Source organism: Streptomyces sp. NPDC051133, assembly GCF_040682635.1.
Taxonomy (GTDB): Bacteria; Actinomycetota; Actinomycetes; order Streptomycetales; family Streptomycetaceae; genus Streptomyces.
Genome location: NZ_JBFBBK010000064.1, coordinates 1 through 18,894, shown reverse-complemented (window position 1 = coordinate 18,894; position 18,894 = coordinate 1). Strand labels below are relative to the sequence as shown.

19 protein-coding genes and 5 pseudogenes are annotated in these 18,894 nt (G+C 68.8%); 11 read left to right on the top strand and 13 right to left on the bottom strand.

The window, feature by feature from the left end; genetic code table 11:
- The first annotated feature begins 54 nt into the window (after positions 1-54).
- Positions 55-942 (top strand): NAD(P)H-binding protein, encoded by an 888-nt coding sequence (locus tag AB0N17_RS39550; RefSeq protein ID WP_366016508.1) that lies wholly within the window; start codon positions 55-57, stop codon positions 940-942.
- A 207-nt stretch (positions 943-1,149) separates the two neighbouring features.
- Positions 1,150-1,575: a DUF3592 domain-containing protein gene (locus AB0N17_RS39545; protein ID WP_366016507.1), complete on the top strand. Its 426-nt coding sequence runs from the start codon at positions 1,150-1,152 to the stop codon at positions 1,573-1,575.
- 225 nt (positions 1,576-1,800) lie between these two features.
- Here the strand turns inward: AB0N17_RS39545 and AB0N17_RS39540 are convergent, their stop codons facing one another.
- Entirely contained in the window at positions 1,801-2,931 is a 1,131-nt protein-coding gene (locus AB0N17_RS39540; RefSeq protein WP_366016537.1) for a transposase, read from the bottom strand.
- A gap of 652 nt (positions 2,932-3,583) precedes the next feature.
- Positions 3,584-4,156, bottom strand: a complete 573-nt coding sequence (locus AB0N17_RS39535; RefSeq protein ID WP_366016506.1) for a HutD family protein — start codon at positions 4,154-4,156, stop codon at positions 3,584-3,586.
- Between the two features lie 496 nt (positions 4,157-4,652).
- On the opposite strand from AB0N17_RS39535, the pseudogene AB0N17_RS39530 reads away from it, so the two are divergent.
- Positions 4,653-4,817 (top strand): annotated as a pseudogene (locus AB0N17_RS39530) (hypothetical protein); the annotation flags it as partial.
- Positions 4,818-4,875: 58 nt separating this feature from the next.
- On the top strand, positions 4,876-5,016 hold the full coding sequence (locus AB0N17_RS39525; protein ID WP_366016538.1) for a hypothetical protein: 141 nt from the start codon (positions 4,876-4,878) through the stop codon (positions 5,014-5,016).
- Between the two features lie 113 nt (positions 5,017-5,129).
- On the opposite strand, the gene AB0N17_RS39520 is transcribed toward AB0N17_RS39525, so the two are convergent.
- Positions 5,130-5,978, bottom strand: coding sequence for a class I SAM-dependent methyltransferase (locus tag AB0N17_RS39520; RefSeq protein WP_366016505.1), 849 nt, complete (start codon positions 5,976-5,978; stop codon positions 5,130-5,132).
- Between the two features lie 326 nt (positions 5,979-6,304).
- Here AB0N17_RS39520 and AB0N17_RS39515 point away from each other — a divergent pair, with 326 nt between their 5' ends.
- Entirely contained in the window at positions 6,305-6,868 is a 564-nt protein-coding gene (locus tag AB0N17_RS39515; protein ID WP_366016504.1) for a dihydrofolate reductase family protein, read from the top strand.
- 15 nt (positions 6,869-6,883) lie between these two features.
- Here the strand turns inward: AB0N17_RS39515 and AB0N17_RS39510 are convergent.
- The 5 genes and pseudogenes from AB0N17_RS39510 to AB0N17_RS39490 all read right to left on the bottom strand — a co-directional run bounded on the left by AB0N17_RS39510 (position 6,884) and on the right by AB0N17_RS39490 (position 9,435).
- A pseudogene (locus AB0N17_RS39510) lies at positions 6,884-7,728 on the bottom strand (IS5 family transposase).
- A gap of 99 nt (positions 7,729-7,827) precedes the next feature.
- On the bottom strand, positions 7,828-8,211 hold the full coding sequence (locus tag AB0N17_RS39505) for a barstar family protein (protein WP_366016503.1): 384 nt from the start codon (positions 8,209-8,211) through the stop codon (positions 7,828-7,830).
- A gap of 83 nt (positions 8,212-8,294) precedes the next feature.
- The gene (locus tag AB0N17_RS39500; RefSeq protein WP_366016502.1) at positions 8,295-8,897 is read right to left on the bottom strand and encodes a dihydrofolate reductase family protein; all 603 of its coding nucleotides are present in this window, start codon (positions 8,895-8,897) and stop codon (positions 8,295-8,297) included.
- A complete protein-coding gene (locus tag AB0N17_RS39495; RefSeq protein WP_366016501.1) occupies positions 8,894-9,031 on the bottom strand; it encodes a hypothetical protein in 138 nt (45 codons plus the stop codon). Before AB0N17_RS39495 ends, AB0N17_RS39500 begins: the two co-directional genes overlap by 4 nt.
- Positions 9,028-9,435, bottom strand: coding sequence for a YciI family protein (locus AB0N17_RS39490; protein WP_366016500.1), 408 nt, complete (start codon positions 9,433-9,435; stop codon positions 9,028-9,030). Before AB0N17_RS39490 ends, AB0N17_RS39495 begins: the two co-directional genes overlap by 4 nt.
- 279 nt (positions 9,436-9,714) lie before the next feature.
- On the opposite strand from AB0N17_RS39490, the gene AB0N17_RS39485 reads away from it, so the two are divergent.
- On the top strand, positions 9,715-10,248 hold the full coding sequence (locus AB0N17_RS39485; protein ID WP_366016499.1) for a 2'-5' RNA ligase family protein: 534 nt from the start codon (positions 9,715-9,717) through the stop codon (positions 10,246-10,248).
- Here AB0N17_RS39485 and AB0N17_RS39480 read toward each other — a convergent pair.
- The 4 genes from AB0N17_RS39480 to AB0N17_RS39465 form a co-directional block, all read right to left on the bottom strand.
- On the bottom strand, positions 10,174-10,476 hold the full coding sequence (locus AB0N17_RS39480; protein ID WP_366016498.1) for a carboxylesterase family protein: 303 nt from the start codon (positions 10,474-10,476) through the stop codon (positions 10,174-10,176). The two genes, AB0N17_RS39485 and AB0N17_RS39480, sit on opposite strands and share 75 nt — an antisense overlap.
- A 17-nt stretch (positions 10,477-10,493) precedes the next feature.
- On the bottom strand, positions 10,494-10,949 hold the full coding sequence (locus tag AB0N17_RS39475) for a GNAT family N-acetyltransferase (RefSeq protein ID WP_366016497.1): 456 nt from the start codon (positions 10,947-10,949) through the stop codon (positions 10,494-10,496).
- A gap of 734 nt (positions 10,950-11,683) precedes the next feature.
- Positions 11,684-13,543 carry a gamma-glutamyltransferase gene (gene ggt, locus AB0N17_RS39470; RefSeq protein WP_366016496.1) on the bottom strand — a complete coding sequence of 620 codons (1,860 nt, stop codon included), beginning with the start codon at positions 13,541-13,543 and terminating at the stop codon, positions 11,684-11,686.
- Between the two features lie 323 nt (positions 13,544-13,866).
- Positions 13,867-15,132: a M20 family metallopeptidase gene (locus AB0N17_RS39465; protein WP_366016495.1), complete on the bottom strand. Its 1,266-nt coding sequence runs from the start codon at positions 15,130-15,132 to the stop codon at positions 13,867-13,869.
- An 11-nt stretch (positions 15,133-15,143) separates the two neighbouring features.
- On the opposite strand from AB0N17_RS39465, the pseudogene AB0N17_RS39460 reads away from it, so the two are divergent.
- The 4 genes and pseudogenes from AB0N17_RS39460 to AB0N17_RS39445 form a co-directional block, all read left to right on the top strand.
- Positions 15,144-15,638 (top strand): annotated as a pseudogene (locus tag AB0N17_RS39460) (polysaccharide deacetylase); the annotation flags it as partial.
- A 105-nt stretch (positions 15,639-15,743) separates the two neighbouring features.
- Positions 15,744-15,909, top strand: a pseudogene (locus tag AB0N17_RS39455) (IS5/IS1182 family transposase); the annotation flags it as partial.
- Positions 15,910-16,096: 187 nt separating this feature from the next.
- Positions 16,097-16,675 carry a GNAT family protein gene (locus AB0N17_RS39450; RefSeq protein WP_366016494.1) on the top strand — a complete coding sequence of 193 codons (579 nt, stop codon included), beginning with the start codon at positions 16,097-16,099 and terminating at the stop codon, positions 16,673-16,675.
- Between the two features lie 160 nt (positions 16,676-16,835).
- Positions 16,836-17,465, top strand: coding sequence for a hypothetical protein (locus AB0N17_RS39445; RefSeq protein ID WP_366016493.1), 630 nt, complete (start codon positions 16,836-16,838; stop codon positions 17,463-17,465).
- A gap of 138 nt (positions 17,466-17,603) precedes the next feature.
- On the opposite strand, the gene AB0N17_RS39440 is transcribed toward AB0N17_RS39445, so the two are convergent.
- A complete protein-coding gene (locus AB0N17_RS39440; RefSeq protein ID WP_366016492.1) occupies positions 17,604-18,281 on the bottom strand; it encodes a hypothetical protein in 678 nt (225 codons plus the stop codon).
- Between the two features lie 346 nt (positions 18,282-18,627).
- Here AB0N17_RS39440 and AB0N17_RS39435 point away from each other — a divergent pair.
- Positions 18,628-18,894: pseudogene (locus AB0N17_RS39435) on the top strand (hypothetical protein); the annotation flags it as partial.

Here is an 18,894-nt window from a genome sequence, read left to right as displayed (position 1 = left end):
CCGACCACCGTAACATTCATGACCGAGTTGCGTTTTTAACCGAGTAATGTTTTCATGGTCGGCGTGAATCAGACAGACACTCCTCCTGTGCTCGTCACCGGGGCGACGGGCCGGATCGGCCGCGTCGTCATCGACCAGCTCCTCGATGCCGGCGTACCGGTCCGCGCCCTCACCCATCGCTCCGAGGCAGCGGTGACGCTGCCGACGGACGTCGAGGTCTTCACCGGCGACCTCACCGTGCCCGAGTCGCTCGACCCGGCATTGAACGGCGCCGGTGCGGTCTTCCTCGTCTGGACCGCACCGCCTCAGACCGCGGCGGCAGTCGTCGAGCGGCTGGCAGCCCACGTGCGGCGGGTCGTCTTCCTCTCCTCCCCGCACCAGACGCCGCACCCCTTCTTCCAGCAGCCCAATCCCATGGCGGTGATGCACGCCGACATCGAGCGGCTCCTCGCGGCCACCGGACTCGAGTCGACGATCATCCGGCCGGGGATGCTCGCGTCGAACTCACTGGCCTGGTGGGCACCCGCGATCCAGGCCGGCGAAATCGTGCGGTGGCCACACGGCGCTGCCGAGACGGCACCGGTCGACGACCGCGACGTCGCGGCCGTCGCGGCGCGAACGCTCCATCAGGACGGGTACGTCGGAGGCGACTACGTCCTCACGGGCCCCGAATCGCTGACCCAGGCCGCGCAGGTGGACGTCATCGCTGACGCCCTGGGGCGCCGGATCGTATTCGAGGAGATGACGCCGGACGAGTTCCGCAGCCTGTCGGAGGGTACGGCACCCAGCTCGGTCGTCGACATGCTGCTCGCCGCGTGGAGCGCGGCGGTCGGACAGCCCGCGTACGTCACCACGGCGGTGGCCGACATCCTCGGCACGGCGCCGCGAACGTTTCGCCAGTGGGCCGCCGACCACGCCACCGCGTTCACAGAGGGTTCGTAGCCCCGTCGACCGCGGCCTGCGGCCGAGCCGCAGCCCCCAGTTGGGCCCTCAGCCGGCCGTCGCCCGGCCCGGGCCCCGGCGGCTCTGGAGCGCCTGCTGCGCGACTCGGTCGTCCGGCTGCGCGACTCGGTCGTCCGGCCACGCGACGGCGGCGACGAACCCACGCCAGTCGCAACCGACGCCCCCACGCCACGCGTCGCAAGGCACATGGAACGCGCATGGCTCTTCTCGCTCATCCCGCTGGTGATCGGCGTCGGTCAACTCTCCTTCGGCGTGTACGGTCTCCGCCGCGCCAGTGCCATCCGGCGCACAGGCGTCACCGTGCGGGGTCGCATCGTCCGCCACGACGTCAACCGAAGCGACGAAGGTGCCACATTCGTCCACCCGGTCGCAGCCTGGACGACCCTGGACGGCCGAGCATGCGAGTACCCGTCCAGGTTCGGCCGCGGGTCCCTCGGCGGGCGCCTCGGTGTAGGAACCACGGTCAGCGTCCGATACGACCCGGAAAACCCGCGCCGGTTCGCCATTCTGGGGTGGGACACAGAGGTGGTGGACAAGCTGTTCACCGTGGTGGGTTCGGTGCTCACAGGGGGGACATTGGTGGTGCTGCTCGTCCGTATCATCGCCTTCTAGCGGGAGCCCGCTGCCCTCTCCTTCGGCGACCACAAGCGTTGGTCGCGGTGCTTCTCGGCGCCGACCTTCTGCAAGCAGCCGGCCGGACGGCCCGTCTCAGCTCGACGCCCGCAGGTCATGGACCAGCCGGGTCACCGCTTGGGTCAACTTGACTCGGCCCTAGAGGGCCGGGCTTGGAGGTAGCGCCCAGCCGGTTGCTGGGTTGGCTCCTCCGTCCAGACACCCCTATGGGGTGGCAGGGACGCGTGACTCACGCCCCGCATTCCACACGTTCTCGCCGCGTCGGGCGATGTTGTGGGAAGCGTTCCGGTCGGCGTGGGCAACGACCCCGCACGCCCGGCAGATGAAAAGACCCTGGCCGACACGGTTGCGCTTGTCGACGTGGCCGCACTCGGCGCACGTCTGCGACGTGTACGCGGGATCAACGAAGACCAGGGGCACGCCTGCCCGCCTGGCCTTGTAGACGACGAAGTCCGCGAGCTGGGCGAAGGCCCAGGAGTGGAGTGCGACCCGTTGGGGCTTGCGGAGCCGTACCCTCTGCCGGATTCCCTTGAGTTCTTCCAGGGCAATCCCGGCCGAGGTGCGTTCAGCCTCGGTCACAATCGTCTTGGCGATGATGTGGCTGGTGTTCTTGACATGCCGCGCCTCACGACGCGAGCGCTCTTTCAGCCGGCGTTTCGCGGACTTGGTGCGCTTCTTCTGGAGCTTGGCCCGCAGGGCAAGCTGACGCTTGCGGTACCGGTTCAGGCAGCGGCCGGCGGCCTGGTAGCCGGTGGACGTGGTGGCGATGCTGACGATGCCGAGGTCCACACCGATGAAGCCGTCCGGCTCGTACTGCTCGGCTTCGGGGACCTCACAGGTGGCGATTAGGTAGAGGACCCCGTCACGCTCGATCAGGTCCGACTCGCCTCTGCGGTACTTGCGGAGCGTCTTGAGCGCGTCGGCGGAGCAGGCGAAGCGGACGTTCTTCAGACGCCCGGCAGTTGTCCATATGGAGACTGTCTGTGTGTCGTACTGCCACGACAGACACCGGTCGTCGTACGGCTGCGCGGACTCAGGCCGGAAAGTGACCGGCTTCGCCCCGGCGTTCCGGCGCCCGTTCGACCCCGGCTTGCCGAGATTCCCGGCACGGACGTTGGCCTGCAGGGTGGTGTACGCGTCCCGCACCTTCTTGATCACGTGTTGTGCGGCCTGCGCCCCGAGCCCTTCGGCCTTGAGGCGCGCGTAGGTGTGCTTACGCAGCTCGTACTCGCGCGGGACACCATGGGCGAACGCCACCTCGGACACCCAGTCGGCCAGAGCGTTGACCGTGCGCAGGGTCGCCGACAGCGCCGACGCCTGTGAGGCGTCCGGCATCAGCTTCACCTGCGTCACAATCTTCACGTCTGTGATCGTACCGTTGACCTCTGTCACCACGCCGGGAAACCGACTCCCGGTATGTGCAGGGGCTGTACGGCCGTCTGCACCCCTATGCCGCGCAGTCCTTGAAGTTCGCCTCCGACAAGTCGCACTGGCCCAGACGCAGGTCATGGAACTCGCGGCCGGTGAACTCCCCCGGTTCTGCGGCGTACTCCGCGGGCAACGCCGCAGTGGCCTCTTCGCCATCCGAGTCCGATTGCGTCACTCCCTCAGTGACCGACGCTTCAGGTCGGTCAGCGCCTCCCTCAGTCCGCGGAGCGCATCGTCGCAGCTGCCGTCCGTCTCCGCACCGTCAGGCGCCATGCCCGACCACGTTTGCCGTGAACAGCAGGGTACGGTGACCGGAGCGGCGCCGAACTCCACTCAAGGCAAGGCAAGTTGTCCGCCACCGGCCGTTGTCGCGCGGGCTCGGCACTGCGTCTTCGCGTTGCCTCCGGATTGCAGGAACAGGACCACACGGCGAAAACGCTCCTGCGCGGGGAGGCGCGGTAGGGATACGTTGCAGGCAGCTGTCGGCGTTCGCCCGTGCCCCCTCAACGCTGCATCGGGTTAGGGCGATGACCATGGTGGGGCGACCGGGCCCGCCGGGTCAGCCCGAATCGCGGTCGGTGACAGTGACCAGCGCGAGGACCCCGTCCACGTCGATGTCGTCGGCGTCCCCCTCGGCGAGCAGTACGGCATCCAAATGGCTGAGACGATGAGGCTCCCGACCGAGGGTGACCGACCCTTGAAGGACCACTGCAAGCACGCACGTTCCGGCTTCCGGTCGCACCGCGACGCGATCGCGTACGATCCGGACCCGCGCCGTCGCATCGGCGCGCCGCACCATGACGTTGAAGTCGACGATCGGGCCGCCGAGCAGCTCGCACATCGTGTCGGAGTCACCGGAGAAGGTGAACGGCTCGTACGGGTCGGTCATCACGTGCGGGACACCGTCGACCGTCAGTTCCATGCCGGGGCCATCGACGACGGTGATGATTCGGTCCACGCCCTCGAAGGCCGAGAACGGTCCGCTCTGTGCGACATCGGCAACGCTGACACGCCAGACGAAATCGCCGGTCCCCGCCCCCTCGGGACGGACGGCCACCTCGGAGGTGACACCTCCGCCGTTCTTCCACGGCGCGGGTGTTCTCTCCTGCGCCCGCAGAACCTGCAGTGCCATGTACTTTCCTTCCCCGATGGGACGTCGCGGAGCCTTCGATGGGACGGTCGCGGAGCCCGTTCCTCCAGCTCGGCAGCGGACAAGCCGAGAGGACCCCGCGGGGCCGGGCTGCGAACCCGGACCTTGAGGCCCTCGTCACTGCACTGTACGCGACGCTCTCAAAGCCACGCACGAGCCGGAACACCCGGCGGCACGTGGACTCGGATCTCCTCTGACCGGGCCGGGGGTATTCGGGCCGGTGTCGGCTGGGCGGCCACCGCCGACTCCCCGCCGCTGGGGCACCGGCAACGGCGCACGCGCGTGCGGGCAGCCCCCGTCGGCGCTGGCGGCGGAGGCCTCGGAGCCATCCCCGTCTGGGGTCGTACGGTTCCTCCCCCGAGGGGCGGAGGCGGACGGTTCGAAGGGGCGACGACGCCCTCGGCCGGGGCCCCTAGGTTCGAACCACGCGCCGCGGCCGACCGGGGTTCGCGGAGCTGACAGCTCCTCACCGACCACAATGGGGAACGCAATGAAACACACGTTGACCGCGCTGTTCGCGGTTGCCGGCATTGCCGCGGCAACGCAGATCACCCTGGCAGCCGCGCCCGCGTCGGCCTCCGGCGCCGCATACCAGATCAAGAACGTGGCCACGGGCAAGTGCATGCGGGGCGTCCGTTCCAGCTCCACGTACGCCGTCACGATGACCGAGTGCAACCGCAACGACGCCAACCAGTGGTGGGGTGAGCACGATCCCCAAGGCGAACAGGCCCACGACCCTCGGCACCGTTGCCGGATACATCGGACACTACTCGTCCACCGACACCTACCCCAACTGCTACCAGATCGATGGCAACCACACCAAGTGGCTCTGGGTGCCCTGACCACACCCCTGTAGCGAAGGCCTCCCTACGGCACGGACGAACCCGGCGCCCAGCCATGGAAGTCGACGTGGCCGGCTTGGAATCGACCACCCAGGGAACCGGAGGGAGGCGTTCTACCGGCGGATCGCCGAGATCAGTCCGCCGGGGTGCTCTTCGCGCTGTGGCGGGGTGCTGATCGGGCGTCCGTAGGCGGCAGCGCGCTCGCGCAGGGTGTGGCTGTCGGCCTCCCAGCCGTGCCCGGCCAGCCAGCCCACTGGGTCGTCGGGCATCTCCGAGACCCACATGGAGGCCGCCGATCCCGGCACCGCGTCCGCGCCGAAGCGCTCGATCACGCCGCGCGAGCCCAACGTCAGCCCCATCCGACTGCCGGCCGCCGACTGCTTGCTGATCCGGGCCAGCAGCAGCTCCACCGCGTCCTCGGGCAGATAGATCAGCAGTCCTTCGGCGATCCACACGGTCGGCTCCGCCGGGTCGTGCCCTGCGGCGGCCAGCGCGCCCGGCCAGTCCTCACGCAGGTCCACCGCGACGGTGATCCGCTCGCAGCGTGCGACGGCCCGTTCCTGGCGCAGGACCGAAGCCTTGAAGTCCAGTGGCGCGGCGGTGTCGACCTCGAACAGCCGGGTGCCCTCGGGCCAGTCCATCCGATAGGCCCGGCTGTCCATGCCGGCGCCGAGTAGCACGACCTGCCGCACCCCGGAGGCGGAGGCCTGCTGCAACAGGTCGTCGAGGAACTTCGTCCTGATGACGATGGAGAACGCCACGGCGAGCCGACGGCGTCGCGCGGCCTCGTCACCGGGCGGCGGCGAGGAGGGCCACAGGCCGCCGGCGGTGGCGAAGGCCTGGGCCAGTGGGTCGCGGAACAGCGGGTTCTCCCGCTCGGTCTCCAGCGCCCGCACCCTGGCCACCCCCACCGCGGTGGCCCACACTCCCGACGGCTGCACCCGCTCCTGCTCATCAGTCACCGCGCCAGCCTAACGACCTCGTGCGCGGCTGGCTGTGGCACGTCGAGGTGTGCGTTGTGTGACGCCGTGCTCGACGCGGGTGCTGCGTGAGGAGGGGGTCTTGCGCTGCTGCTCGTGCCGCTCCTCGTACCAGGCGGGAGCGTTCATCTGGCCTGCTCCTCGCGGCCCGCGGCCCGCGGCCCGGCGTCGCAGGGGGGTCTCCGTGCCGTCGGTGATTCCGGGCGGCCTGCGAGCAGCGACACGGGCCAGGGCATTCCGTGAGTCGCGATGAGTCCTGTGGCGTCCGGCGGTCGTACTGTCGAACCCGTCACCGAGGAGGACATCTGATGCGCAGCGTGACCTATTCGATGGGCGTCTCACTTGACGGCTACATCGTCGGGCCGGACGGCGGCTTCAACTGGACGGCGCCCGACGAGGAGGTCTTCCGCTTCTGGATCGACGAGATTCGAGAGGTCGGCGTCCACCTGATGGGACGACGGCTTTACGAGACGATGCTGTACTGGGAGACCGCCGATCAGGATCCCTCGCTCGACGACTCCATGCTCGAGTGGGCCGCGCTCTGGAATCCGCTTCCGAAGGTGGTGTTCTCCACCACGCTGTCGGCGGTGCAGGGCCATGCTCGCCTGGCTACCGTCGGTCTGGCGGAGGAGATCGAGCGATTGCGAGCAGAGCCGGGGGAGGGCGACATCGCGATCGGCGGCGCGACCCTCGCCGCCGAGGCGGCCGCACTGGGTCTGATCGACGAGTACCGGACCATGGTCTACCCGGTGCTGGTCGGCGGCGGCACCCCGTTCTTCCCCCGACACGAGCGCCGAGTGGATCTCGAACTCGTCGAAACCAGCACCTACGGTTCGAAAGTCGTCTACCTCCGCCACCGCGTGGTGCGCTAGGGCCTTTCCTTTGGATCACCTCGCTGACCAGATGAAGATGGCGGCGAGGTGGAGTCCGGCGAGGTAGATGGTCGCGGTCTTGTCGTAACGAGTGGCCAGGCCGCGCCACTGCTTGAGTTGGTTGATGCACCGCTCGACGGTGTTGCGCTGCTTGTAGGCCTCGCGGTCGAAGGCCGGCGGTCTACCACCGTGGCGGCCGAGCCGCTTGCGGTTGGCGGCCTGGTCAGCGGGCTGCGGAATCACCGCGCGGATGCCGCGCCGCCGCAGATGACGGCGGATCGCCCGGGACGAATACGCCTTGTCGGCCAGGACCACGTCCGGTGTGACTCTGGGGCGGCCTGTCTGCCGCGGCACTCGAATTCGGGACATGACCTGCTCGAATGCAGGTGCGTCACCGGCCTGGCCGGGCGTGATGAGGAAGGCGAGCGGTCGGCAGCGGCCGTCAGCAGCGAGATGAATCTTCGTGGTCAGCCCGCCGCGGGAGCGTCCGAGGGCATGGTCAGCCGGCTCGCCGGCAGGAGCCCCTTTTGACGGGCCCCGGCCGCGTGCTGATGAGCCCGCACGATCGTGGAGTCGACCGCGACGACCCACTCCAGATCGCCCTCGGCGTCAGCCTCGGCCAGCAGGGCGGTGAAAACCTTCTCCCAAGTGCCGTCGGCCGCCCACATCCGCAGCCGGTTGTGGGCGCCCTTCCACGACCCGAAGCGCTCGGGCAAGTCCATCCACGGCGTCCCGGTGCGGTACTTGAACGCGATCGCATCGATCACCTGCCGGTGATCACGCCACCGCCCACCCCGCTTCGGCGTCCGATCCGGCAACAACGGCTCGATGCGGGCCCACTGGGCGTCGGTCAACGACACACATCAACCAACGATCAGATGATCTGAAGGAAACGGCCTAGCCGGCTCGTCGTCGCCGGCACTCCGGCGTCGGGGGCCTCTACCACGAAAGGGGAGGAGTCAGAGAAGGCGCAGCCCTCCTGGGAGTTCCTCTTCCATCATCTCGACCAGCCAGTCGAAGACGGTCGGGCCGCGGCCGGCACGGGCTTCCGCCAGCCTGGCGGCCATGCGTGTCTTGTTCGTCGGATGACAATGGGCGAGCCACATCTCGAGCTGACGAGCCGTTTCGGGGTGCCCGAGATTCTGGCGCGAAGCTTCGTGATCATGCCACTCGATCACGAAGTCACCGTCGGCCGGTGTCCCGAAGCCGCCGCGGAGGCAGTCGGCGAAGGCATCGAGGTTTCGGCCGAAGTAGCCGCCGCAGCCGATGCTCTGGCCCACGACCTGCCAGAAGTCCTCCAGTGTCCCGACCCTGCTGCCGTCCAGCACATATCTCACAGTCACGATCCGCAGACTACGTCCGGCTCGGTATCGGTGCTGATCATTGCGGCAGGGGGGCGGCCGTGGGCGGGCTTGAGGGGTTTGGTTCAGCGGATGCGGTCGTAGACGAGGGCCAGCGTGCCGTGCTCGCCTGCGGTCTGGCTGACGAGAGACCACTTGCTCGCCGGCAGGCCGTCGTCGAAGAGGCGTGGCCCGCCGCCGAGGAGCACGGGGAAGACGGTGAGGGCCAGCCGGTCGACCTTGTCGGCTGCCAGAAGTGCTTTGATGACGCTCGCGCTGGCGAGTACGAGGATGTCGCCGCCCTCGGTGGCTTTGAGGTCTGCGGCGACCTGGGCGCTCGGCTTGTTGGCGATCGTCGTCCGTTCCCACGGTGCCTGATCGAGTGTGGAGGAGAGGACGACCTTGTCGGTGTCCACGAGCCACTTCGCGAAGCCTTCGTCGCGCGGGTCGGCGCCCTCCATGCCGATGACGCCCGGCCAGAACCCCATGAAGCCCTCGGCGTTGACACGGCCGAGCAGGGCCGTCGTCGCCGTCGCACAGAGGCCGGCCAGGTGGTCACGAGCGACGTCGGTGACGGCGTAGGGCATCACCCAGCTCATGTCGAGCGGGTTGTCCGGGGCGGCGTAGTGGCCGTCGAGAGACAGGGCCATGTTGGTGACGATGCGGCGGCCGTCGGTCCGCTGGGTCATGTCGTGCTCCTTGTGTCGGTGCCATCGGTGCCATCGGTGCGCTGTGGGTCTTCATCGAGGACTGCGCGAGCCTGTTCACGCGCTGAGCGAAGCCGAATCTCGATGCCGGCGACGAAGTCCGCGGCGTCGTTCACTCGGTGATGGTGGGCGGGGCGGCCAGGAAGGGGCGTACCTCGAGCCACTCATGGATCGGCCGGCCGCCCGCTCCGGGGGCGGCCGACAGTTCCCCGGCCAGTTCGGCGGCGCGTTCGTGGCTGTCGACGTCGATCACCATCCAGCCGGCGATGAGGTCTTTGGTCTCGGCGAACGGTCCGTCGGTGACCGGTGGGCGGCCCTCGCCGTCGTAGCGGACCCAGGAGCCTTCGGGGGCGAGTGCCTGGGCGTCGACGAACTCGCCGGTCTTCTCGAGCCGGGCGGCGAAGTCCTGCATGTATTGCACGTGCGCCGAGATCTCCTGCGGTGTCCACTGGTCCATGGGTACGTCGTTGCACGGTGCCGGAGCGCCGCGGTAGTGCTTGAGCAGCAGGTACTTGGCCATCGTGGTTCTCCTGGTTGCGGGTGCGGCCCATTGTGGTCGCGTTCACCCCTGGGACGGAGCCGGTCACGGATTCTCGACAACGCCGCCCAAGATTCTTTGAGATCTCGTACACGGTGCCGATCAATGCCCAATCTGCGCCACCTCCGCCCTGCGCCAGCCCCGTCATGCGCCACCTCCGCCCTGCGGCTGCCCGCGGCATCGGTCCCGGTCCCGTCATTGCCCTGCAGCTGTCCTTCGCCCGACTGTGGAACGGCGGGCGATCGCCGGTAGGCTGCGGCGGTGCGTACGGTCGAGCTCCTGCTGGATGAGGCGGCGGACCTGGCGGTCCGGGAGGCCTGGCGACGGCTCGCGGACGCGGGGCTGCCCAGTCAGGCGCGCCACCGGTCACCGACCAACAGCCCGCACCTCACCCTGGCTGCCTGCCCGGAGCTGACCGCCCCGATCTGCTGGGAGCTTGCCGAGGTGGCCGCCGCGCTGCCGTTGCCGGTGCGGTTCACCGGCGTGGTCCGATTCGAGCGGCCCACCTCGGTGCTGGCCTGGGCGCTGGATCTCGACTCCGCGTTGGCCGGCTTGCACCGCAGGGTGTGGGAAGCGGTCGCCTCCGACAGCCCGCCCGAGACCCTCAGCCCTTTCCATGCCCCCGAACGCTGGAGCCCGCACATCACCCTCGGCCGGACCCGACGGGCCGGTGCTTTCGCCGGCCGGCGAGTCCCCGAACTGCTGCCGGCACCACCGCTCTCAGCCCGGCTCACCACCCTGCGCAGCTACGACACCGAGACCGGGGCCCTGGAGGTGCTGGAGCCCCGCCGCTGAGCCACTCTGCAGCAGCACTCGGGTGATGGATCCGTTCGTCGCGGGGTCGAGGGCGAGCATCAGGGCGGAGTAGGCCCCGGCTGACTGCCCGCCGACGGTGACGGTGCGCGGATCGCCGCCGAAGGAGGAGATGTTGTCCTGGACCCAGCGCAGTACGGCGGCCTGGTCCTGAAAGCCGAGGTCGGCCGCGTCGATCTGTGGCAGGTGGAGGCAACCCAGGGGGCCCACACGGTAGTTGGCGGTGACTAATCGGCGGGGAAGGTGAGCCGCAGAACGATCTCGCCGTCGTCGATCTCCCCGGTGGGCTCGAACCCGAACTTCTGGTAGAAGGGCCACGGTTCGCCGTCGCCGGGATCGTAGCTGGTCAGCAACTCGGTGGCGCCGTCGGCCCGAACCAGGGCGGCGATCTGCGTGAGAGTCTCTCGGCCGATCCCTCGCCTCTGGTGCCGTTTGTCGACGAGGAGGCGCCAGATGAAGTGCCGCCCCGTGTAAGGACCGGTCGGCGGCTTCCACGACAGCATCACGAAGCCGACTGGCTCGTCGCCGATGTACACGGCGCGGTACCAGGGATTGGCCTCCGGGTGCTGTGCCGCCTGCTTGAGCGACTTGGACACGGAGGCGACGAACTGTTTCTGATCACGTCGGACGCGGAGGGCACGAACGGCATCCCGGTTGTCGTCGGTGATCTCCCGCAGATGCACGTCTGGCGGCCTCATGCCACACCCCTTCCCGCAACCAAGGACGTCAGGTTGGACGTTTCCGCAGCGTATTAGACGTCGCCGACTTGGAGCGGGACTGGCACGCCGGGTTGTGGCAGCTCCGAGGCAGGCGCTGAGACCTGAGCAGACGCGAAGACCCCGGCCTGGCCGGTTCCGCTGGTGACGGGCTCTGCAAGAGTTGTCCCGCAGTTGGTCGGTGGAGCGGCGGCACCAGCTACTGAGCGGATACTCGCGAGACTCCGACGCGGCAGCTGTGGCAGCCTGCGGACATGCCAGAGCTGCGCGTTCATGCAGGCCGCCACTACGCCATCCAGTTCCACTACGCCTTGCCGGACGACGCCTGGTACGTGGAGTTGAGCGAGGCCGTCGCGGCGCCGGCTGCGTGGGCTGAGACACCAGGTCCTCAGCGACGCTGACACCCGCCTGGTCGCCGCCGTCGGCCGGCCTCGCCGACCCGAATCCCCATGTCGCCTCGACCCGCACCGCTTGCCTGTCTGCCCCCCGTTCGAAGGCGGGGGAGCAGACAAGACGACCAACCTCATGGTGAGCCGGTGTGGTGCGCCCGCCCGCAGGCCCGTGGGCCCTCGCGCGGCCGCGACGGCGGAGCGCCATGGGCCATGCCAGTCAGCCGGCTCGCCGGCAGGTGTACGACCACCGGCCCACCCACCCGCATCCGTCGCCAGACGAGGTAGACGGCGGAGGCTTCGGTGCGGCTCTCAGGAGGTCGCGCGGGCCGGGTGGACCACCATCGCGGAGCCCCCTCCGCGGCGCTGGGGTTCGGCCACCGCTGTGACCGTGCCGTGGGGGCCGAATTCCAGTGCGGCGACCGCGCCGATCTCCGGCGACGGTGTGAAGGTCGGCGGGGCCAGGACGAAGTGTTCCCCGAGGGCTTCGAGCGCGGGGCGCTCAGATGAATCGAGGAAGGCCGGTTCTGCCTCTGTCGTGGTGCGGTTGCGCTGCGAGATACGGGGTGCGGCGACCGCTTCCGGCAGGGTCATGCCGAGGTCGAGGCGGTTGACGAGAGTCTGCAGCACGGTGGTGATGATGGTTGCACCGCCCGGGGAGCCTACGGCGATCACCGGCTTGCCGTCGCGCATCACGATCGTCGGTGACATGCTGCTGCGGGGCCGCTTCCCCGGGCCGGGCAGGTTCGGGTCGGGCACGCCCTTCTGCAGCGGGGTGAAGTCGAAGTCGGTGAGCTCGTTGTTGAGCAGGAACCCACGGCCGGGAACCGTGATCGCCGAGCCTCCGGTCTGCTCGATGGTCAGCGTGTAGGAGACGACGTTGCCCCAGCGGTCGGAGGCCACCAGATGGGTGGTCGACGGGCCCTCGTACGGCTCCTGGCTACCGGTGCCAGGCGGGGTGCAGCCCGCAGGGTTGCGCGGGTCGCCCGGGGCGATGGGACTGGTCAGTGACGTGGTGGGCCGGATCAGACAGGCGCGGTCCTTGGCGAACTCCTTGGACAGCAGTTCCTTCGTCGGTACGTCGGAGAAAGCCGGGTCGCCCACCCAGCGGTTGCGGTCCGCGAACGCGATCCGGCTTGCCTCCAGGTAGTCGTGCAGCGCCTGCACCGTGTCGCTCGGCGAGAGGCTGAAGTTCTCCAGGATGTTCAATGCCTCACCGACCGTGGTGCCGCCGGAGGAGGACGGTGCCATGGAGTACACCTCCAGGCCGTGGTACGCCGTGTGGGTCGGCTCCCGCAGGATCGCGCGGTAGCCGGCGAGGTCCGACCGCTCCATGAGCCCGGGACGCACGGTGCGCGTGGAGCCTTGAGCCACCGGAGGGTGCTGGACGGTGCGCACCACGTCGGCTCCGATGTCGCCGTGGTACAGGGCGTTCACGCCGTCACGGGCGAGTTCCCGGTAGGTGCGCGCGAGGTCGGGGTTGCGGAAGCGGCTGCCCACGACGGGCAGTTGGCCGCCTGGCAGGAACAGCTGGGCGGTCGGGGTGAAGTCGCGGAACCGGGCCTCGTTCATCTCGGTCTGGGCGCGGAACTGGTCGTTGACGACGAATCCGTCGTCGGCGATGCGGGCCGCCGGACGCAGGGCCTCGGCCAGGGGCACGCTGCCCCATGCGTCCAGTGCCTTCTGCCAGGTCGCCGGGGTGCCCGGAATGCCCACGGACAGGCCGGAGTTGACGGCCTCGTCGAACGGGATCGCCTCGCCCGTGGAAGGGTCGGTGAAGGAGTCGGACCGCATGCGGGCCGGCCCCGTCTCGCGGCCGTCGATGGTGTGGACCGTCTTGGTACGGGCGTTGTAGTAGACGAAGTAGCCGCCGCCTCCGACGCCCGCCGAGTAGGGCTCGACTACACCGAGCGCGGCGGCGGTGGCGACGGCCGCGTCGACCGCGTTGCCGCCGTGTCGCAGCACGTCGATACCGACCTGCGTGGCGTAGGGATTGACGCTGGAGACGGCGCCTCCGCTACCGGCGGCGACGGCCTGTTTGGCGGGCGGCCGAAGCCCGCCGGACGCCTTGCGGTGAGCGGTCGTTGATGCGGCGGCAGCGGCCTGGGGGAGCAGGGGGAGGGGAAACAACGCCGCGGACGCGGCGGCCAGCAGGGTACGGCGGGTGGTCACAAAGCCTCCGATGTGTCCCGATGGGAGAAGAGGATCGCTGACGGGGAGGTTGGGGGGGTGTGCGAAACCTTGGCAAACAGCGGTGAGACGAGCAACGTTGTGGATCTAGGTTTGCGGAACATTTGAGGTTCGCGGCAGTGAAGCGACCTTCTGCTGGGACGGCGACCCGGCCCCACACCCTGCCTGCCGTGCGATGGCGGCAGGGTGGTTGGAGGTTCCCGTGGTCCGCATGCCCGCATGCCCGCATGTGCAGCATGTTTCGCATGTGCCGCAACGCCGAGGAGCGCAGTGGGGCTCGCCGCGCTCGTCGCCATCCGCTGCGATCAGGTGCCCGTGTTCGTCACGCCCTCGTTCCTCGCCCGGGCGACGGTGTGATGCGCAGGGCTGTGGGTCGCCGGGGTCTCGGTGCGGCCCGCGAGTTCGGTCAGCAGGCCGGCGAGGAGTGCGGTGCGCTGGACCAGGGTGTCGGTTTCGATGTATTCGTGGCAGGCGTGCGCTCCGTCGCCGACCGCGCCGAGACCGTCAAGGACGGGCACGCCGAGGGGGACGACGAAGTTGCCGTCGCTCGCGCCCCCGACCTGCGTGGCGGCGAACGGGATGCCGAGTGCGGCCCCGATCCGCTGAGCGCGTCGGAAGAGGGAGTCGGTGGCGTCGTTGCGGGCGAAGACAGGCCGGTTCCAGCCGCCGCTCACGGTGAGCCGTACCCGTGGGTCGGGGGGAGACAGTGCGCGCAGTGCGCTTTCGACTCGGTCCGCTTCTGCTCTGTCGCTGACCCGGACGTCGATGTGCGCCGCGGCTTCGCCGGCGACGACGTTGCGCCGGCTGCCGCCGGTGACGCCTCCGGCGTTGAGCGTGGTGCCGCGTCGAGGGTCGGCGAGGTCCGCCACCGCCAGAACGGCGTGGGCGATCGCGGTGACGGCGCTCGCGCCGAGCTCCGGTTCGAGTCCGGCGTGGGCTTCGATGCCGGTGGCGGTGATGTCGAAATCGGCGACGCCCTTGCGGGCGACTTTGAGGTCTCCGCCGGCCGCGCTGGGCTCCAGCACGAGGCAGGCCCGGCATCCGGCCGCCTGCTCTTCGATGACCTGGCGTGAGGCGGGGCTGCCGATCTCCTCGTCGCCGCTGAGCAGCAGGCGTATCGGCGGGCGGGGCCTGCTCAGCTTGTCGAGAGCGCGTATCGCCCATACGCCTTGCACCAGGCCGGCTTTCATGTCGTAGACGCCGGGTCCGCCGGCCCGTCCGCCGGTGATGGTGAAGGGCCAACTCGCGAGCGTGCCGGCCGGCCAGACCGTGTCGTAGTGGGCGAGGATGAGGACGGGCGGCCCGGGCAGGGGGCCGGGCAGGTCGACCACCGTGACGGCGCCATGGGTCTCGTGAGGGTATGGATGGACGGTCGCCTCGCCGCAGCGGTCGCCGATCCAGGACAGCACGTAGTGCAGTCCTTGGTCGAGGAGGGACTTGTCGTCGCTGGGTGTTTCCCGCATGACGTAGGCGGCGAGGTCGTCGAGGAGCGTCTGATACCGGTCGGCGAGCCAGTCGTGTGCGGCGAGGGCCGTGTCGGCGCCGGGTCTGCGGAAGGGCGGCGTGGTCATGCCTTCAACTACGGGCCGCCGACACCCTCGAACAGATCACAGGCGTCCGCCCCGTCGGACTGCGCACCCCGTCGTGGGACTTCTCCCCACACACCCTCGGCATCATCCAGGAGATGGGCCTGCTCTACGACTCCTCCCTCATGGCCGACGACGACCCCTACGAACTCCTCGCCGAAGGGCAACCGACGGGCATCACCGAGATACCGGTCCAATGGATACGCGATGACGCCCCGTACTTCGTCATGGAACGCTTCGCCGGACTGCGCCCCTACACGCCTCCGCGTTCGGTGCTCGGCATCTGGCAGGACGAATTCCGCGGCGCCCTCGCCTCCGGCGGCCTGTTCCAGCTCACCATGCACCCCCACATCATCGGCCACCGCTCCCGCATCGTCATCCTGCGCGAACTGCTCGAAGAGATGACAGCGACCGACGGAGTCTGGTTCGCGACCCACGCCCAAGTCGCCGAACACTGCTCCAGCCACGCAAGCACGGTCCCGCAGCCCTGACCCGCGGCACCCCACGCGAGCAAACGCGGCGCGCAATTCACGGAGGTGGCCGCGGGCTGCGGCCGGCCTGCGCGTGGGTGGCTCGTCGTGGACCACAGGAAGCAGGTGGGCATCGACGTCGAAGTCGTAGAGCGTAATCCGGCGGAGACGGGGTTCGTGGGCCAGCCCGCGCGGTGGAGTGGAACAGCCGAACGGGATCTTGATGCTCCACCGCAGGCTGATGGACGACTACGAGAACTGGCCCGCCTCGGCCGAGTCCCGGGTGTACTGGTCGACAAGAGAGCGGGAGCACGACATCATCACGCAGGCCGAAGGGGCCGGGACAGGATCCCGGAGCTGACCGCGCTGCTGGACGGATTCGACGCGGACACGTCGTAATGCCGGCCCGCCGAGAAAACCCGTTGCGAGTGGCCCGCAACGGATGTCTGATTGATCGGCCACCGATCAGGGGACGGAACATGAGGACGTCGCTGCCCACCCCCTCGTTGCACACCGCTCGGCTTCGACTGCGTGCCTTCGAAGACGCGGATGCGAACGACCTCTTCGCACTGCACAGCAGCGCCTATGTGCTGCGCTACTGGGACGCGCCTGCGTGGAGCGAACGCGTGCGCGCCGAGAGGTTCATCACGGCTTGCCGGCAGATGGCCCAGGAGGGCACCGGGGCGCGGCTGGCCGTAGATCGTGTCTCCGACGGGGCGTTCATCGGCTGGTGCAGCCTGAACAGGTGGAATCCGGACTACCGCAGCGCGTCGCTTGGCTACTGCTTCGACGATGCGGCGTGGGGCCACGGCTACGCGACCGAGGCCGCGCGCGCTCTGCTGCGGTGGGCATTCGACACGCTGGACCTGAATCGCGTCCAAGCTGAGACCGATACGCGCAACGTGGCTTCCGCCCGCGTGTTGGAGAAGCTCGGTTTCGTGCGTGAAGGGACGTTGCGGGAAGACTGCGTCGTCAACGGCGAGGTCTCTGACTCGTGGGTCTACGGGCTGATCAGGCGGGAGTGGCAGCCGTCGTCCGAGCCGGTTCCCACCCATTGACTTCCGTCGCTCGACAAGAGGCATCGGCTAACCCCAATCAACTGCCGGAATTGGCTCCGTCCGCGGTACCGCGAAAGATCTTGAGTCTGATGTAATGCCAGGGTGATGCTGAGTGCCCGAACGGGGGCGGCTCGATGTGTGGGCGGGGACGGGCGGAGACATGGCGGCAGCAGAGCTGGCGGGTGCCGCTGAGGTTCCGGCGCGTTTGAACTGGGAGTTGATGCCCCTGGAGGGTGTCGGTCCGCTGTGTTTCGGCATGCGCATCACTGAGGTCACCGAAGCATTGACGGGCATGACCGAGCTGCGCCGGTTCCAGGCCACCCCCTATTCGGAAACCCTCGGCGTGGAGTTCGGAATGGGAGGTGCGAAGCCTGCCGTGTACTCCTATTTCGTCGACGGCCGCTTGTTCTGCGTCGCGATCGACGCGGCCCACGGCCCTCAGGTAACTCTCTGGGGACGGGAGTTGACGGCGTGCGTCCCTGCCGATCTGGAACGCTTCCTCTTGCACGCTCACTGGTGTGAGGTGCTCGATGTGTCCTACGGCCCGCGGGGGAACCCCGGAGCCAATGAACTCGGTCTGGTGTTGCGAGTGCAGGAGGTCACCAACGGCGTGGTGACCCGGCCGGTCATGGTGAATCGGACCTGGGCCGACCGGTGCACCGACGACTGGGAAGGCGCGATCCCGGAATGTGAATGGGTGGGCCGTCTGTGGCCCCATCCAGGCGGAACGGAATCCTGGCCCCCGCCCGGTCACAAGACACGCTGGGCCGGCTGGCAATCTCCTTTCTAGCCTAGTCCCTTCCGGCGGTGTCCTTGTGACGCCTGCGGAGTCCCGGAACTCCCGCGTCTCGCCAGCATCCGGCAGTCCGGGCATCGGCCGGGGCGAGCGGTGGACACCGGCCGGTCCATATTCGGCCGAAACGATCCCTCACTCACTCAACTGACCTGGGGATGTGGCACCGTCCCCACGGTCAATCTCGTAGATCCGCTCTTGAAGCCGTTCACCGGCCCAGTCCAGCCCGACCCCCAGGTCGAACCAGTGCCGATCCTTGCGGACTCCGGGAGGTGAGAGGTTCACCGCCGCCCAGGAGAACACCCCCAGGAGGACGGAACGCCCGTGCTGCGTTGTGCGCACGGACAGCGCGAACGGCGCGGCGAGAGCCGCGCGGGTGACCAACATGACTTGTTCGTCCTCAGAATGCCGACGCCCACCCGTCAGGAACCGAGGTGTTTCAAGGATTTTGACCCACTCGACCACTGCGTCTGCCACCTGGGCGCGCAAGGACTCTTCAATGCCCTTCCGGACGGCGGTGGCGGGATCATCGCCGAGCCAGCCAAGCCAGTGATCAGGATCAGTGAGCTTGCTGAAGTCGTCCTGTGGCATCCCGTGACGGGGATTCTCCTGGTACTCACCCGTCAGTTTCCCGTTGCTGTCCACCAACCACGCACCGCGTATCGCCTCGGGAGGTACGTAGCCGTTCGGGTCGTCGATGTACGACGGGTCGATCTCGGCGACGCTGCCACCAGGATTCTCGGCAGCCGCAGCCAGTAGCGCCGGCTCGTTCGGTATGCCCTTACGTCGACTTCGCGAGCCAAAGAGCTTCACGTTCGCACCCCCACCACTGCCTGCCCAATTGACTGCGATTGTGCCGCACTGGTCAGGACAGTCTGAGAGGGGGCGCGCCTGGCAGCGACGCGTGGGTGAGGAATCTCAGCGAGCAGGTCTGTCCCACCCCCAAGCAAGGAGTGGGGACTGTCAAGAACGTCATCAGCCGGACACGGCGAGCACCAGCCCCAGTTGGCTTGTTGCCGAATGCGGACATACCCGGGGGAACAACGCTCGTCTGATCGTCATCTTCAGGGGTGCAGTGACACAGGCGATGTGGCCGGTCACCCTGCGGGTGCAGGGGGGAGGTGCCGCGTCCTGACCAGACCATGGGGGAGTTTTCATCATGACCACGTACCGTGCTCGCCGTACCGCCCGTTGCGCCACCCTGGCCGCCGTCACCGCCGCGCTGGCGTTGGGCCTGACCGCGTGCGGCGGCGCCGATGACGGCGCGAAGGCGGCGGGCGGCGACCACGCCGCCGGCACCGCGCAGAGCCGGTCCGCGTCCCACGGGGACGCCAAGGGCGCTGCGGAGCAGGCCGACAGCGGTGGCACCACCAAGGACAAGACGCGTTCGGCGACGGCCTCGGGCGGGACGGGCAAGGTGGCGAGC